Here is a 15,840-nt window from a genome sequence, read left to right on the forward strand (position 1 = left end):
GGCGTTTCCCCTCGCGGCGATCTGTTGGTGATGAAGACCAGTTCCGAGGTGATAGGGATCTACCCGGAAGGCAAGTGGCTCCGGGCATTCGATCCCGAGGAAGCGCGACAGACGTCCTGACCTAGGCAGCAGAAAGGCAGCGGAAGCCCCGGTACAGGCCGGAACAGGGCCGCACCGGAAGACACAGACAGCCAGCTCAACGGCACCGGATGAGACCGCCCAACACACCGGAGCAACGTTCGGGACGAAGAGGTCGCAGGTTCAAATCCTGTCACCCCGACGTGTTGGTTGAGACACAGAAGAGCCCCTGATCAGTTCACTGGTCAGGGGCTCTTCGCTTGTCTGTGGGGGTTTGCGGTCGAGGGGGTTCGGCCAGTAGATGGTGACGGCCGTGAGGGAGATCAGGCCGAGGATGAGGGCCAGGATGGTGGGGCTCATGGGATCGCCCTTCCGGGTGAGCGGAGCGGGAGCGCGGCGGTGGGCTCGGTGGTTCGAGTGTGGGCGGTGTGATGGCGGGTGGGGTTGCCTGTGTGTTCGGGGTTGGTTGAGAAGTTCTCCCTGCGCGAGGCTCGGTGTGGTGAGGGTGTCGGTGTGAGCAAGGGATAACGTGGCGCTTACTTTCTGTCACTTGATAGAAATTCGCGATCGATAGCGTATACATCCATGTCGACAAGGGTGGATGGCTCGGGGACCCCGTTGCGCGACGTCGTGTATTCGACGTTGCGAGGGGAGTTGATGAACGGCGACATCCGGTTCGGCGAGCGACTCACCGAGCCGAAACTGTCGACCAGGTTCGGCATCTCCCGCACGCCGGTTCGGGAGGCGCTCACGATGCTGTGCTCGGACGGGCTGCTGCAGCGCGAGGAGTTCGGATTCAGTCCGGTGCGGCCGAGTGTGGCGCGGATTCGCGACCTCTACGAGCTGCGGCTGACCCTGGAACTGGGCGGGATGACGCGGGTTCGGGCTGATCCGAGCATTACCCACGACGCGGCGCTGCTGCGCGCCGAGCAGCAGAAGTGGTCGACCCTGCAGGCCGACCCACCCGCCCAGGAACCGGGCTTTGTCGTCGTCGACGAGGAATTCCACGTCGCGCTGCTGACCGCGGCGGGTAACGCCGAGATGGTGCGCGCGCTGGTCGCGGTGAACTCCCGGATCCGGCATGTGCGCATGTACGACTTCATGATCAACAACCGCATCGAGACCACGATCAGCGAGCACCTCGGCATTCTCGAGGCCGTTCTCGCGGGTGAGATCCCGCTGGCTCAGCAGCTCTTGCACACCCACATCGGCGACTCGTTGGATGTGGTGCTCGAGCGCATCTCGCGTGCCGTCGCCGCGATGTCGTCAAGCGAATAGAGGAGCGTCAATGTCTGTCACCCCGACCGCGCGGGTCGCCGCCGCCTACGCACGGATCGCCGAGGCGGACCGGCCCGAGGTGTGGATCACGCTGCGCCCGCAGGAGGATCTGGCGGGCGAAGCCGGTGAGCTCGAACGTCGCGTCATCGCGGGCGAGGAACTCCCCTTGGCGGGATTGCTGCTCGCCGTGAAGGACAACGTCGACGTCGCCGGGTTGCCCACCACGGCCGCCTGTCCCGAATTCGCCTATACGGCAACCGAAACCGCCGCCGCCGTGCAGCGACTGGTCAGCGCGGGTGCGCTGGTCCTCGGCAAGACCAACCTCGACCAGTTCGCGACCGGACTCGTCGGCACCCGCAGCCCGTACGGTGCCGTCCGCAACGCACTGCACCCCGAATTGATCTCGGGCGGTTCGAGTTCCGGCTCTGCTGCCGCTGTCGCCCTCGGTATCGCCGACCTCGCCATCGGCACCGATACGGCGGGCTCGGGTCGCGTGCCCGCCGCATTGCACGGCATCGTCGGCATCAAGGCCACGCTCGGCGTGATCCCCGCCCACGGGGTCGTCCCGGCCTGCGCCGACTATGACGCGGTCACCATTTTCGCCGCCGAGCTGGACCTCGCGGTTGCCGCGGCAAAGCTGATGGCAGGCAAGGACACTCGTGATCCGCGAAGCCGCGAGTGGCCCGCGGACGTCCGTCTCGCCGCCTCCACACAGCCCCGGATCGCCATCCCTCGGCCCGAAGACCTCGAGCCGCTGAGCCCCGCCTATCGTGCGGCTTTCACTGAAACCGTTGCCGCACTGGGTCTTCCCGTCACAGAAGTGGACATCTCCCCGCTGCTCGACGCGGCCCGGCTGCTCTACGACGGCGCAGTCGTTGCCGAGCGATACGCGGCCGTCGGCGAATTCGTCGACAAGGGCGCACCCGGCCTCGACCCAACGGTGTCCGCAATCATCAGCGCGGCAAAAGAACTCGACGCACACGCCTTCGCGCAAGACCTGGATACCCTCGCCAAAGCCCGCACCATCGCGAAGGAACTACTCGCCGACTACGACGGGCTTCTGCTGCCCACCACCACCGACCACCCCTCGATCGCCGAGGTCGAAGCCGACCCGCTGGCCATCAATCGCCGCCTCGGCACCTACACGAACTTCTGCAACCTGCTCGACCTCGCCGCCGTCGCCGTGCCAGGAAAACCCACCACCGACGGCCTCCCCTTCGGCGTGACAGTCGTAGTCCCCGCCTTCGCCGACCAACTCGCCGTCGACCTCGCCGCCCGCATCACCGGCACCGAGCCACCGCTGTTCGTGGAAACCGGTGTGCCCCTTGCGGTTTTCGGCGCCCACCTGCGCGGACAACCCCTGCACTGGCAGCTCGAAGGTGCCCGCTTCGCAGGCGAGATCACCACCACCGACGCCTACCGCCTCACCGCCCTCGACACCACCCCGCCCAAGCCCGGCCTCGTCCGCCACGGCGACGGCCACGGCGCGCCGATCCACGGCGAACTGTTCCTCGTCTCCCCCGCCGCCCTCGGCCGCTTCCTCGCCGAACTACCCCCACCCATGGCCCTGACCAGCATCGATCTGTCCGACGGACGCGCAGTGGTCGGCTTCGCCTGCAGCTACGACGCAGCCGTCGCCGCCACCGACATCACGCGGTACGGGGGCTGGGTGGCGTACCTACAGGATCGGTGACGTCGATCCCGAGTTCGGCGAGCAGGCCCGTCACGCGGCGACCGATGTCGTCGCGGATGGGCCGCACGGCTTCGACTTCCAGGCCAGCCGGGTCCTCGATGATCCACTCCTCGTAGCGCACCCCCGGCACCAGCGGGCAAGTGTCGCCGCACCCCATCGTGACGATCACATCCGCGGCACGGATGATCTCATCGGTCCACGGCTTCGGGTACTCGCGCGAAATATCAACGCCCACTTCGCTCATCACCGCCACCGCCGACGGATTGAGCTGCCCGCTCGGCACCGACCCACCCGACCAGGCCACCGCCCGCCCCAACGCCAACTCCTCGAAGAAGCCGAGCGCCATCTGTGAGCGACCCGCGTTGTGGGTACACAGGAACAGCACCGTCGGGCGCGGCTTGGCCACCTTGCCCTCGATCTTGGCCAGCGCCTGCAACCGCTGCCGCCCGAAACGCTCGGCGAGCAGCGGTAAGTACAGGGTCACCGACGCCCTGGCGGCGAAATCTTCGTAGGAGGAATGCAGGAAACGATGGATCGTCTCCAACTCGAACATTGTCGCGAATTCTTCGCGCAGCCGTACCTCAGCACGGTCGAGCGCGTCGGAGTGCTCCGCAATATCGACCACCCCTCAACCCTTACCCGAATTCGAGCCATACGCAAACGCCCGGGCCGATCAACCCCTCGAACCGACCGGCCCGGCGCACCCAACCGACACAACGTGGAACATCTTCGGCCCAGTCCGTCGGCGTGGTTACCGTCGGCAGTGCGTCTTCAGCGTCTGGAAGAGCCACCTTCTGGTCTGCACCGCCGGGCCCGACCGATCACCCCTCGAGACCGATCGGACCCGGTTGTTCCGGTGTCTGAAGCAACAATGCGGTGTCGGTCTCTAGAGCTTCTTAAGAACAACTTGTCGGCGCAGGCGGGTCTTCGGCGATGATGTAAGTACCGACACAAGGAGAGCGACGATGGAAACCGCGATCGTCTGGTTGCTGGCCAGCATTCTGTACTGGTTCAGCAACTTCTGACCCGAGACCAGGGCCGGAACCCGCGTCGTGCCGGCCCGTCACCCAGCTACGACACGAGGTAGGTGCGCGCGTCGCGTACCTACCTCGTGTCGTTGTCCGGATCACATCGAGCGGTCGGAATAGTTCGCCGGTGCACTCGGTTGAACACACTGTCGACGTCCGAACAGCCCCGGGCCTCACCCCTTTAGTCGCTACGAGCGACCACCCGCCGAGAGGCGCTTGTGGGGCGTCGGCCCACAGCGAACGCCGCCAGGTCACCCTCATCGACCTGGCGGCGTTTTCTATGCTCCGTGCAGCGCACAGTCGTCCAAGCTTTTGACGATGCCGATCATCTCGCGGTATTTGTTCGCCGCGGGCGAGCCCGGGTAGCGGACGTTGTGTCGGTGGTAACGGTGGTAGGCGATGATCAGCGCCGACAACTCGACCATCTTGCGCAGGACGCCGGTGCGCTCATCCTGAGTAATCGGGAGGACGGATGAATAACCGTCGATGATCGCCTCGGCGCGATCGCGCACCAGCCTGCCGTCGACCACGCCGAGTCCGATGATCGCCATGCCGAGGTCGAGCAGCGGGTCCTCGATACACGCCGTTTCCCAATCGATGATGTGCAGCGTGCCCTGCTCGCCCACGATGATGTTGTCCGAATACAAGTCGCCGTGGATCAGGGTGTTCGAGCGTCCGCTGTGAACGTTGTCGAGCGCGGCGAGGTGTTCTGTCAACCACTGAACGAACTCACGATCGGTGAACTTGTCTATGCGCGAACGGTGCTCGGCCGTCAACCGTCGGCCCTGGGCCGGCAACGGTTCGTCGCCGATGACATCGGCGAGTGGGAGGGCGTGCAGACCTGCGAGCGCTGCGCCTGCGTCACCGAGAAGATCGTCCGGGAGGACCGGGTACACGTTTCCTTCGATCCATCGCTTCAGGATCATGACCCGGTCGTCGATCTCGACTGTCAGACCGCTGTCGCTGGGGTGAATCAACTCGGTTGTTTCGAAGTGTCGGTTCGCCAGCTTTTCCATCAGCGACGCCAGGCGAGGCGCACTCGCCGGGTCATTGTCCAGGACCGTCAGCGCGTAGTCAGCTTCGACCTTGCCCCTCACCTCGTGCACGCGAAAGCTCGAATTGGCCGCCCCGCCGGGCACCGGCACGATCATCACTTCGCCTAGGTCATACCGGGCACAGATCTCGTCCTGGTCCAGATCTTCCAATCTCGTGTATTCAGCCATGCCCGATTCGTCAGATCCTCCCAGTAGCGGCGAGCTCAGCCCGCCGATCCGTGACCAGCCCACTCCACCGTTGCTTCGCCGTCACCGCCCCTTCGATCCAGTCCGAGCGCAGGGTCGACGGCGAATCCTGGTTGGTGAGCATATAGGCGATCTCGATCAGGTACGCGAACTCAGCCCCTTTGACGCTGTCCCGCAGGAGCATTCGCGCATGGTCGGTCAGTTGCGGCGAATCGACAACAGCGGCGTGAAAGCAGCCTGCAAGTCGGGCATACCCGGCCAGCGACGTCAGCCCGGCCGCTGCGGCCGCGGCGGCGGCTTCCTCGACCCGTTGCGGGAGTTCGGGGTCGTACCCGGCCTCTACTACCAGCTCGGCGACCATCAACAGCACTTCCGCCCAGCCGACCCTGACCTTCTGGACCAGGTCGCGGGCGCGATCGACCTGGACGCGAGCTCTCGCTCGGTCTTGGAAAGCCGCGGCGAACGCGAGATAGGACTGACACAGCGCGGCCTCGCCCGACAGCCCGGCCGACGACGACTGGTCCCGCGCCACCGCGAGCGAGGTACAAGCCAGCGCGATATTTCCCTGCGACCACCAGAGCTCGCCGAGCGCACGCTGTTGTCTGCCGGTCACTCCGAGCTGTTCGGCGATCTCGAGCGCGTTGCGGAATCTACCCAGCCTGCGCAGCAAATGGTGCAGACCACGGCGGGCATCGGGTGCCAACTGTCCGCCGCCGTCGGCGACAGCACGCATGCCCTGCATGGATGCGTCGAAATTGCCCAGATCGCGCTCACACATCGCGATGTAGTAAGTCGGGATCTCCCGTAATTGTGCTGGGAGGTCACCTGTTTCGAGGATCGCGCGTAGCTCGTCGGCGATCCGCTGCCGGTGGGCGCTGTTGCGGCTCGCGACCACCGACAACGTCGCGGCCAGCGCGGTGGCCGCGGGATCGATGGGCAGCGGTGTGCCGTCGACGGAGCGCGGTGGGTCGCCGATGTCGATCACCTCGACCGCCGAGTCCCGCGCGAAATCGACGGCGGCGTCTTCGAGCCATCCGAGACGCAACGAAAAGTCGCGGGCCAGCCGCAGACCCGCACACAGACAGGCCACGAGCACCCGGCGGTCGTCGGCCGCATCGCGCCACTGCGCGCCGATCGCATCGAATGCTCGCTGAGCGGCGCGGCGCCAGTCGGCGTCGCTCCACGGTTCGCGCGAATTCCGGTTGAAGTCAGCCGTGCGAATCGCCGAACGCACCAGCTTGTGCACCCGGTACGGCCACAGCTCTGAGTCGTCGTTTTCCACGAACGGACGCTCGACCACGCACATCGCTGCGCTGTCATGCGCAAGTCCCGCCGCAGCCGTCGCCAGCTCGATCGAGAAGGACTCGAGCAGACTGACCGCGCGGACAACCAACTTTTCGTCCGAGGTGAGATCACGAAAAGTCTTGGTGACCAGTGCTTCGAAGTCGCGGTCGAATGCCTCGACCGGCGGGACGCTGCCCTCGCTCTGCAGAAGCTCGACGAACAGCGAAGCGGCCATATCCAGGTAGAGCGGCAGGCCTTCGGATCTCTCCGCGATCAACCGACGGTGCTCACTCGGAATCATCGGCAGACCATCGCTGATCAACCGCTGCGCGAGAAACGTCTCGCGGTCGTGCGGCGAGAGATAACCGACCAGATGCTGCCGTGGCTCTCCGGACTCCGCTCGCAGCAACGGCCACCGGACCGCCCCTGTGTGCCACAGCGTTTCGCGTAGGCGGGCGTCATCCCACTCCAGCCGATTGCGCCCGGTAACCACGAACAACACGTTCGGCATCAACCAGACCAGGCGGTTGATCAGGCGTTCGTTCTCCCTGTTGCCGCGCTCGGCGACGTCTTCGAACGTATCGAGCAGAACGACCGGCAACAGCGCCTGCTTCGGCGGCAGCTGGGCAATGTCCCAGGCCAGCAGGTGCGGGTAGTAGCTGAGCGCGTTGAGGTCGGGCTCCGCTTCGAGAATGGCGGGCAGCCGCCTGCATCGGAACGCGAGCGCGTGGTCGCGTCGCTCGCGTAGCCCTTTGACCAGCGCACTGACACTCTGACTCACCAAGCCGCCGACCATGCCCGGCAGCTCGAAGTTGTCCGCGACTTCGCCGAGGAGCTCATTGACCTGTTCGGGCAGACTCGACGAGATCCGGCTCAGTCTTCCTCGTGCGCGCAGATAGTCGTCGAGCGACTCACCTGCGCGGTTGGCCTCCCAGTATCGGCTGAGCGCGAGGTCGAACGCCGGTGCTCGATGCCCATGAGATGCCAGCGCCAGCCGGATCGCCAGAATCACTTCGGTCAAGTCGAAGGTTGTGCTCCTCGCGAGATCCAGAAACACTGGAACTGTCCGAGGTAGCGGCGGATCCGGCACTTCCCAGTGCGACATCGCCACGTCGTCGCCGCCGAAGCGCCGCCGCAGCTGCTCCGACAGCGTGGACTTACCGATCCCGCCGACGCCGTAGAAGACGAGCACATTGCGCCGCGGGCTTTCGATGTCTTCCACGTCGAATGTCGGGGCCGACACGGCTTCCCAGACGTTGCGGACGCTCTCGACCGCCGCCGCCCACTCGGTGTCCCGATCTGAGAACACCTCGTTCGCCTTGAAATCTGCCGCGTTTCCCCGAAAAGCGTCGTCGAGATTCGACGGTGACATGCTGATCCCCCTGACCAGATGGTCGACATGAAATGCCTTCTGCCAGTGTTTCATCCCGCCGTAACTCGCGCAGGCGTGTTCACAATCCCGGCCGATCAGATGTCCGGGAGACGGCCACGCTATACGGGTTACGGTGCATGGCGGGGTCTACCCTCGCCCGCATGCGGCCCATCACAGGTGTTTTCGCCGGAACGATCGCGGCGGTGCTGGCTTCGGCGAGTTTGTTCGCTGTTCCGGTCCATGCCGCGCCGAGTGTGAGCTGTGAGGTGACGTCGGGGCGGGAGTTGGAGCGGGCTGAGCCTGAGCAGGTGGGGCTGGATTCGGTGAAGCTCGAGTCGGCGTTGCAGTTCGCTGCTACGCGGAATCGGCTCAATGTGCAGATTTTTCGGCACAACTGTCTTGTCGGAGAGGGGTTGCGGAACGCCGAGACCGGGAATACGCCGTGGAATATCTGGAGTGTCACCAAGTCGGTGGTGTCGATGTTGGCCGGAATCGCTTCCGATCAGGGGAGACTCGATGTCGCCGCGCCGATCGATCGGTATCTGCCGCCTGGTCTCGGGGATGCGGTGCATCGGTCGATCACCGTGGAGAATCTGCTGACGGAGACTTCGGGGATGAAGGTGGGGGTGCTGTCGGAGGGGGTCACTGCGGTGATTCCGATCGACCCACATTCGGCCGTGCAGGCGTTGTCGGTGGAGTTGAGCAATCCGCCCGGAACCACGTTCAGCTACAGCCAGCGCAATGTGGATCTGCTGTCGTATGTGATCGAGCTGGCCGTGGGGGAACCGCTGCAGCAGTTCGCGCAGCGGGAACTGTTCGATCCGCTCGGCATTCCGCGCAGCGACTACTACTGGGCGAGTGACCGATCCGGCCACACCTACGGTTACGCCCATCTCATGTTGCCGCCCAACGACCTCGCCAAGATCGGGCTGCTGGTCGCGAACGACGGTCGCTGGGGTGCCGACCGGGTGGTTTCCGCGGATTACCTGCGCAAGGCCCGCACACCGTCGAAGGCGAACCACTGCTACGGGTACCTGTTCTGGCTGGGCGCGGACTGCGGCGAGGCTCCCGAATTCTTGCCCGACGACACGTTTTTCATGTCCGGCCTTGGCCTGCAGAACGTATTCTTCCTCCCGAGTCTCGACATGACGGTGATGTGGACCGGCCCCTTCGGCAACCAAACCGCCTACGGCCCCAGCGGCATCCTCGCCCACGCCGAAGAACTCCCCCACGAATTCTTCCGCCGCCTGTTCGCCGCCATCACCGACACCAAGGTCCCAACCGCCGAACCCTACGTAGAACCCCCACTAGAATTCGACGCAGGCAAACTCATCGACGCCAACATCCTCCTGGCCGTCTTCGGCATCGGCCCCGGCGCCTACCCCGGCTGCACAGTCTTCGACTGCCTCAACCAACCCCTCGCAGCCCCCTTCGCCAGCATCCCACCCGGCTGCGCCATCCTGGCCTGCGTAGGAAACGACCCCCGAACCCCCGGAATCCGCCCAATCCGCTGAGAAAGGCCGAGCCATCAGTAACGATGACCCGGCCTCTACCTCGAGATTCAGCCGTTTTCGAGCAGAACTTCCGCGATCTGAATCGTGTTGAGCGCGGCACCCTTTCGCAGGTTGTCACCCGAGATGAACAGCGCAAGACCGCGACCACTCGGCACACCCGGATCCTGACGGATACGCCCGACCAACGAATCGTCCTGACCCGCAGCAGCCAACGGCGTCGGCACATCGACCAACCGCACCCCCGGCGCCTTGGCCAGCAGTTCCTGCGCCTGCAGCACCGAAATAGGCTCCGCGAATTCAGCATTGATCGACAGCGAGTGCCCGGTGAACACCGGAACCCGCACACAGGTACCGCTCACCAGCAGATCGGGCAGCCCGAGAATCTTGCGACTCTCGTTGCGCAGCTTCTGATCCTCATCGGTCTCGAACGAACCGTCGTCGACCAGCGCACCCGCCAGCGGGATCACGTTGAAACCGATCGGCGCGACATACTTGTTCGGCGCGGGGTACGCCACGGCCGAACCGTCGTGCACCAGCTTCTCCGCATCGTCGGCCACCGCGCGAATCTGCGAGGCCAGCTCCTCGACACCGGCCAGCCCGGAACCCGAAACAGCCTGGTACGACGACACGATCAGGCGCTGCAGCCCGGCCACGTCGTGGAGCGGCTTGAGCACCGGCATCGCGGCCATCGTGGTGCAGTTCGGATTAGCGATGATGCCCTTGGGCAGGTTGCGGGTGGCCTCGGGGTTGACCTCCGAGACGACCAGCGGCACATCGGGATCCTTGCGCCAGGCAGAGGAGTTGTCGATCACGGTCACACCGGCCGCGGCGAAACGCGGGGCCTGCACGCGCGACATGGTGGCACCGGCCGAGAACAGCGCGATGTCCAGACCCGTGGGGTCGGCGGTTTCGGTGTCCTCGACGACGATCTCGCCGCCGCGCCAGGGCAGTGTCTTGCCCGCCGAACGCGAAGACGCGAAGAACCGCACCTCGTCGGCCGGGAAGTTGCGCTCTTCGAGCAGCTTGCGCATGACGGTGCCGACCTGACCGGTCGCACCGACAACACCTACACGTACACCCATTGCTTAACGCCCCGTTCCGCCGTGAACGACAGCAGCCTCGTCGCCGCCGAGATCGAATGCCTTGTGCAACACCTGCACGGCCTCATCCAGTTCCGTGTCACGAACCAGCACCGAGATCCGGATCTCCGAAGTCGAGATCAGGTCGATGTTGACGCCCGCGTTGGCGAGTGCCTCACAGAAGGTGGCGGTGACGCCCGGGTGCGACTTCATGCCCGCACCGACCAGGGAGACCTTGCCGATGTGGTCGTCGGACAGGATCTCGGCGAAGCCGATCTCTTCCTGGCGCTCGGTGAGCTTCTGCACCGCGCGGACCAGGTCGGTCTTGGGGCAGGTGAAGGTGATGTCGGTCTTGCCCGTGTCGACCTTGGAGATGTTCTGCAGCACCATGTCGATGTTGATCTCGGCGTCGGCGACCGCGCGGAACACCTTGGCCGCGTAGCCCGGCTCGTCGGGCAGCGCCACGACGGTCACCTTGGCTTCGCTGCGGTCGTGTGCGACGCCGGTCAGGATTGCCTGCTCCACGGGAATGTCCTCCATCGATCCGAAAACAGTGGTGCCGATCTTGTCGGTGTAGGACGACCGAACATGAACGGGAACGTTGTAGCGGCGCGCGTATTCCACGCAGCGCAGCATGAGCACCTTCGACCCGCACGCGGCCATCTCGAGCATTTCCTCGTAGGAGATGTTGTCGAGTTTCTGGGCGTCGGGGACGATGCGCGGGTCGGCGGAGAAGATGCCGTCGACGTCGGTGTAGATCTCGCAGACGTCGGCTTTCAGCGCCGCGGCCAGTGCGACGGCGGTGGTGTCGGAGCCGCCGCGGCCCAGCGTGGTGACGTCCTTGCTGTCCTGGCTCACGCCCTGGAAGCCGGCGACCAGCACGATCTGACCTTCGGCCAGGGCCTCTTGGAGACGACCCGGAGTCACGTCGATGATCTTGGCATTGCCGTGCGCGCCGGTGGTGATCACGCCTGCCTGCGAACCGGTGAACGAGCGAGCCTCGGCGCCGAGGGTGTGAATGGCCATGGCCACCAAGGCATTCGAGATGCGCTCGCCCGAGGTGAGCAGCATGTCCATCTCGCGAGCGGGCGGCGCGGGGGCCACCTGCTCGGCGAGATCGAGCAACTCGTCGGTCGTGTCACCCATGGCCGAGCACACGACTACTACGTCGTGCCCCTGCTTCTTCGTCTCCACGATCCGTTCAGCGACGCGCCGGATCCGCTCGGCGGTAGCCACCGAGGATCCTCCGTACTTCTGAACTACGAGAGCCACAGCAGGTCCTTCACGATCGAGTGTCAGGTTGGTATCAGCGACCAAGAGTACCGGCCTCGGGCCACCGGTTTCGCTGCTACCTACCCTGCTCGCGGAAACGACACAGGCTTGTCACCTGTGGCTACCCTCCGGTTTCAGCTCCGATCGAACCAGGTGACCTGCGTGCCACTGGCCAATTCGTGGCGTCGGGTCGGGGTGAAAAGTGTCGGTTTGAAGACGCCGGTGAAGGCCGGGACCCCCGCACCCGCGATGACCGGGTAGCTCTTGACGACCAACTGGTCGATCTCGTCGATGAGCTGACCCGCGAGGTTTCCGCCACCGCACAGCCAGATGTCGAGGCCGTCTTGCCGCTTGAGTTCGCGGACCAGTCCCACCGGGTCGTCGACGACCTCGACGGCGGGGTGATCGCTCGCCGCGAGCGAGCCGGACACGACGTACTGGCGCAGGTGCTGGAACGGGTTCGCCACGTGCTCGCCAGGGAGGATGTAGGTGCCGCGGCCCATCAGCACGGTGTCGAAGCGCTGGGCGGGGAGCTCGGGGTCGAGGCCGAGGTGCGGGCGGATGTGCGTGGGGATGGTGTCGGGGAATTCCGTCCCCAACCACGCCACATAGTCCGGCGGGATCGGATAGAAGTCGACCTCGCCGTCGGGACCTGCGATGTAGCCGTCGAGGGAGACGCCGATGTAGTAGACAAGCTTTCGCATGGGTACCGCCTCAGTTGTTGTACTCTGATTGAAGTGGTCTCAACGTAGTACTACGGATGGAGTGGTGTCAAGTGCGAACTAATCCCGAACGACGACAAGCCCTGCTCGACGCGGCCATCGAGGTCCTCGCCGACGAAGGTGCCCGCGGCCTCACCTTCCGCGCGGTGGACAAACAGGCGGGCGTCCCCGCGGGCACGGCATCGAACTACTTCGCCAACCGCGACGAACTGCTCACCCAGGCCGGCGTCCGCTTCTACGAGGTGGTCCAGCCGAGCGAGGAGACGATGGCCCTGGTCAGCGATGGCCCGAAGAACGTCGAGAACATCACCGCGCTGATGAAGGAAGTGGTCGGCCGCCTCGAATCCCACCGCAAGGCCTACCTCGCGCTGCTCGAACTCCGACTGGAGGCAACACGTCGTCCGGAACTGCGACAGGTGCTCACCGAACGCGTGCGTGCCGACATCGATTTCAACGTGCGCAACCATCTGGCATCCGGCCTACCCGGCGACGCGGAGTCGGTACTACTGCTCTACCTGGCGCTCAACTGGCTCATCGTCGAACACCTCACACTGCCCGGGATCTTCACCGAGCAACAGAGCATGGCACTGATCGAAACCGCCGTCGAGCGTGTGATACGCAGCTGACATGGACGTTCGACCAGACCATAGACGTGTTGACGATCACTAGTACGACTGTGCACAATCGGGCGCGAAAGCTGCGGGGGTTCGGAGGATAGACACAGATGCGCTCGAAGATCGACATCCGATTCACCGTTGACGCCGAGATCGACCAAGTGATGGACGCACTACTGGCCGTTGACCTGATGTCGGAGTGGTCGACCTCGCTCAGTGATGTCCGGGTCGGCCCACGCGATGCCGACGGCAGGCCTCGCCGGGTGTTCGCCACCGCCCACTTCATGGGCAATTCCGACGCCCAGGTGCTCGAATACTCCTGGGAGCAGTACCGCTCGCAGTGGCGGGTCGTCGACAGCAGTCGCGGGTCGAAGGGCGGGGGCTGGATCGAGCTGCTCGATACCGGCGCGGGCACCGAGGTCGAGTACCACGTGGAGTTGTCCCTGCCACTGCCCATCCCGGGCATCCTGTTCAATCGCTCGCTGCGCAAACTGCACGACGAGACGGTCGCGAACTTCATCGACTTCGCCGAGCGATTCCCCGAGATCGGGGGCTACGCGGTCGGCTAGTTGCGCCGACCGCGAAACCGTCGTCGCCTCGCGCGAAATGCAGCCGGGAGTGCGACGATTGACTTCATGATCGGAAATCGACGGCTCCGGTTCCGGCCGGTCAGCGACGGCGACACGGTGACCCAGCTCGAACTGTTCTTCGACCTGGTGATCGTTTTCGCGTTCACCATGGTGACCGCGCTGGCCGCCGACGAGACGACCGCGGTGAACATGGTGCGCGCGGGCCTGGTCCTGGCGCTGATGTGGTGGCTGTGGATCGCCTATTCGTGGCTGGGCAATGTGGTGCGCGCCGACGAGGGCATCACGCGGGTCGCGATGTTCGTCGCGATGGGCGGGGCCTTCCTGGCCGCGCTCACCATTCCCGAGGCGTTCATCGATCTGCCCGGCGGCTGGTTCGGGCCGCTGGTCTTCGCCATCGCCTATCTGATCGTGCGATTGGTGCACGTCACGGTGTTCTGGACGATCAGCGCAGGCGACGCCCAGCTGCGCAGGCAACTACTGCGCTGGGCGCTGGGTTCGATCACCGTCGGCACGACGCTGCTGGTCGTAGCCGCCATGACGACCGGGCTCACCCAGATGCTGCTGTGGCTCGCCGCGATCGTCGGGGACATGGTGTGGACCTGGGCGGCGGGCACCGACTGGCGGCTCAACTCGGCCAAGCACTACGCCGAACGCTACGGGCTCATCGTCATCGTGGCGCTGGGCGAATCCATCGTCTCGATCGGCATCGGCGTGGCCGGGCTGCCGATCTCGTGGCCGATCGCGCTCGGCTCGATGCTGGGGCTGGCCGTGTCGGGTCTGCTGTGGTGGCTGTACTTCGACGTCGCCGCGATCGCGATCGAGCACGCCTTCGCCCACGCCAAGGACGCGCGGCAGATCAAGATCGCCCAGAACACCTATATGTACGGGCATTTCCCGATGATCGTCGGCATCATCGGGCTCTCGCTCGGTTTGAAGAAGGTGCTGTACTACGTCGGCGATTCCTCGCATCACACGCTCACCGATCCGCTCTACGGCATCCCGCTCGGCGCGCTCTACGGCGGCCCCGCGCTGTTCCTGTTCGGGATCGTGTTCGCGAAATACTATGCGACCGCGTCGCTTTCGATCGAACGCTTGGTGGTGGGCGTGCTGCTGTTCGCGCTGATCCCGGTCGCCGCGCATCTGCCCGCGCTGGCCTCGCTCACGGTGTTGTGCGCGCTACTGGCCGCGCTGGCGGTCTTCGAGACCGTGCGATTCGCCCAACCGCGTGACGCGATCAGGCACGCTTGACCTGCGAGAGATGATGCCGCACACCGTGTTCGGACGGGGTCGCGCCGCGGTGTGACGGCGGCACCTTCACGCCCTTGCGCACGGCCTCGTTGATCTGGTCGAGGTTCTCACGCAGCATGTCGGCGACGAGTTCGTCGGTGCGCGGGTCGTCGAGCAGCTGACGCAGCATGCGGTAGACCGTGTCGGCGACGAGCCGCATGATGTCGTCGTGGAACGGGACGTAGCGCAGCTTGCCGGTCTGCGGGTCGTTCTTGATCAGGTCGACGATCAGCTGGTCGATCTCGGCATGGTTCTCCTCCAGCGCGGCGGCGATGTTCTGGGTGTAGTGGCCCGCGCGCAGGACGTTGGAGACCTCGTCGAGGATCGCGACCGTCATCGGGCGCTTGATGATGTCGACGATGGTGCCGACGAACCGGTTGACGATTGTCGCGGTGACCCGCTCCCCCAGCGCCCGATCGGCGACCCGGCCCAGCCGGATCAGGATCACCACGATCCGCAGCAGCCGGAACCCCCGGAACAGCGGGCTGGTCACCGGGATCATGCCGAGAATTTCGTACCAGTAGATGAACGGGAACGACCACGGCCAGCCCGCCCGCCGCCAGCGCCACAGGAATTCGACGGCGAAGATCGCGCAGATCGAGGTGTCGACGATGACGATCGCGTGATAGATCGGCCCGCTGACGTGGAAGAACGTGATCCACACGACCAACACCACCGAGATGATCGCCAGGACCAGCATGAAGATATCGATGCGCAACGAAGGTGTTTTAGAGCGCACGTCCGGCAGGGCCTCGACCCGTTCGATCCCCGGTGAAACCAACTGGTCG

13 protein-coding genes are annotated in these 15,840 nt (G+C 65.1%); 6 read left to right on the top strand and 7 right to left on the bottom strand.

Features of this window, described 5'->3' with window-relative positions; genetic code table 11:
• Positions 1-663: 663 nt before the first annotated feature.
• Together ACFW6D_RS26345 and atzF are read left to right on the top strand one after the other, a co-directional pair.
• Positions 664-1,356, top strand: a complete 693-nt coding sequence (locus tag ACFW6D_RS26345; RefSeq protein WP_379332393.1) for a GntR family transcriptional regulator — start codon at positions 664-666, stop codon at positions 1,354-1,356.
• 10 nt (positions 1,357-1,366) lie between these two features.
• Positions 1,367-3,049, top strand: coding sequence for an allophanate hydrolase (gene atzF / locus ACFW6D_RS26350; protein ID WP_379332395.1), 1,683 nt, complete (start codon positions 1,367-1,369; stop codon positions 3,047-3,049).
• Here the strand turns inward: atzF and ACFW6D_RS26355 are convergent.
• The 3 genes from ACFW6D_RS26355 to ACFW6D_RS26365 all read right to left on the bottom strand — a co-directional run bounded on the left by ACFW6D_RS26355 (position 3,006) and on the right by ACFW6D_RS26365 (position 7,911).
• Positions 3,006-3,674: an arsenate reductase ArsC gene (locus tag ACFW6D_RS26355; RefSeq protein ID WP_379332396.1), complete on the bottom strand. Its 669-nt coding sequence runs from the start codon at positions 3,672-3,674 to the stop codon at positions 3,006-3,008. The two genes, atzF and ACFW6D_RS26355, sit on opposite strands and share 44 nt — an antisense overlap.
• A gap of 681 nt (positions 3,675-4,355) precedes the next feature.
• The gene (locus ACFW6D_RS26360; RefSeq protein WP_379332398.1) at positions 4,356-5,300 is read right to left on the bottom strand and encodes a phosphotransferase; all 945 of its coding nucleotides are present in this window, start codon (positions 5,298-5,300) and stop codon (positions 4,356-4,358) included.
• Positions 5,301-5,310: 10 nt separating this feature from the next.
• Positions 5,311-7,911 (bottom strand): hypothetical protein, encoded by a 2,601-nt coding sequence (locus tag ACFW6D_RS26365; RefSeq protein WP_379332400.1) that lies wholly within the window; start codon positions 7,909-7,911, stop codon positions 5,311-5,313.
• Between the two features lie 224 nt (positions 7,912-8,135).
• Here ACFW6D_RS26365 and ACFW6D_RS26370 point away from each other — a divergent pair, with 224 nt between their 5' ends.
• On the top strand, positions 8,136-9,488 hold the full coding sequence (locus ACFW6D_RS26370) for a serine hydrolase domain-containing protein (protein WP_379332402.1): 1,353 nt from the start codon (positions 8,136-8,138) through the stop codon (positions 9,486-9,488).
• Between the two features lie 47 nt (positions 9,489-9,535).
• Here the strand turns inward: ACFW6D_RS26370 and ACFW6D_RS26375 are convergent, their stop codons facing one another.
• The 3 genes from ACFW6D_RS26375 to ACFW6D_RS26385 all read right to left on the bottom strand — a co-directional run bounded on the left by ACFW6D_RS26375 (position 9,536) and on the right by ACFW6D_RS26385 (position 12,543).
• Entirely contained in the window at positions 9,536-10,570 is a 1,035-nt protein-coding gene (locus ACFW6D_RS26375) for an aspartate-semialdehyde dehydrogenase (protein WP_379332404.1), read from the bottom strand.
• A gap of 3 nt (positions 10,571-10,573) precedes the next feature.
• Positions 10,574-11,839, bottom strand: coding sequence for an aspartate kinase (locus tag ACFW6D_RS26380; RefSeq protein WP_266297670.1), 1,266 nt, complete (start codon positions 11,837-11,839; stop codon positions 10,574-10,576).
• Positions 11,840-11,973: 134 nt separating this feature from the next.
• Entirely contained in the window at positions 11,974-12,543 is a 570-nt protein-coding gene (locus tag ACFW6D_RS26385; protein WP_379332406.1) for a dihydrofolate reductase family protein, read from the bottom strand.
• 71 nt (positions 12,544-12,614) lie between these two features.
• Between ACFW6D_RS26385 and ACFW6D_RS26390 the strand changes: the two genes are divergently transcribed.
• The 3 genes from ACFW6D_RS26390 to ACFW6D_RS26400 all read left to right on the top strand — a co-directional run bounded on the left by ACFW6D_RS26390 (position 12,615) and on the right by ACFW6D_RS26400 (position 15,013).
• Entirely contained in the window at positions 12,615-13,187 is a 573-nt protein-coding gene (locus tag ACFW6D_RS26390; protein ID WP_379332408.1) for a TetR/AcrR family transcriptional regulator, read from the top strand.
• Positions 13,188-13,285: 98 nt separating this feature from the next.
• The gene (locus ACFW6D_RS26395; RefSeq protein WP_379332410.1) at positions 13,286-13,744 is read left to right on the top strand and encodes an SRPBCC family protein; all 459 of its coding nucleotides are present in this window, start codon (positions 13,286-13,288) and stop codon (positions 13,742-13,744) included.
• 66 nt (positions 13,745-13,810) lie between these two features.
• A complete protein-coding gene (locus tag ACFW6D_RS26400; protein WP_379332412.1) occupies positions 13,811-15,013 on the top strand; it encodes a low temperature requirement protein A in 1,203 nt (400 codons plus the stop codon).
• On the opposite strand, the gene ACFW6D_RS26405 is transcribed toward ACFW6D_RS26400, so the two are convergent.
• Entirely contained in the window at positions 15,000-15,833 is an 834-nt protein-coding gene (locus ACFW6D_RS26405; RefSeq protein ID WP_379332414.1) for an ion transporter, read from the bottom strand. The genes ACFW6D_RS26400 and ACFW6D_RS26405 overlap by 14 nt on opposite strands.
• Between the last annotated feature and the right edge of the window lie 7 nt (positions 15,834-15,840).

The sequence above is a fragment of the Nocardia sp. NPDC058705 genome (assembly GCF_042749305.1).
In the GTDB taxonomy this organism is placed as follows: Bacteria; Actinomycetota; Actinomycetes; order Mycobacteriales; family Mycobacteriaceae; genus Nocardia.

Coding starts and splice junctions, on each gene's coding strand:
- ACFW6D_RS26385 (WP_379332406.1), bottom strand. CDS start 12,543: ATGCGAAAGCTTGTCTACTACATCGGCGTCTCCCTCGACGGCTACATC.
- ACFW6D_RS26400 (WP_379332412.1), top strand. CDS start 13,811: ATGATCGGAAATCGACGGCTCCGGTTCCGGCCGGTCAGCGACGGCGAC.
- ACFW6D_RS26375 (WP_379332404.1), bottom strand. CDS start 10,570: ATGGGTGTACGTGTAGGTGTTGTCGGTGCGACCGGTCAGGTCGGCACC.
- ACFW6D_RS26395 (WP_379332410.1), top strand. CDS start 13,286: ATGCGCTCGAAGATCGACATCCGATTCACCGTTGACGCCGAGATCGAC.
- atzF (WP_379332395.1), top strand. CDS start 1,367: ATGTCTGTCACCCCGACCGCGCGGGTCGCCGCCGCCTACGCACGGATC.
- ACFW6D_RS26370 (WP_379332402.1), top strand. CDS start 8,136: ATGCGGCCCATCACAGGTGTTTTCGCCGGAACGATCGCGGCGGTGCTG.
- ACFW6D_RS26360 (WP_379332398.1), bottom strand. CDS start 5,300: ATGGCTGAATACACGAGATTGGAAGATCTGGACCAGGACGAGATCTGT.
- ACFW6D_RS26345 (WP_379332393.1), top strand. CDS start 664: ATGTCGACAAGGGTGGATGGCTCGGGGACCCCGTTGCGCGACGTCGTG.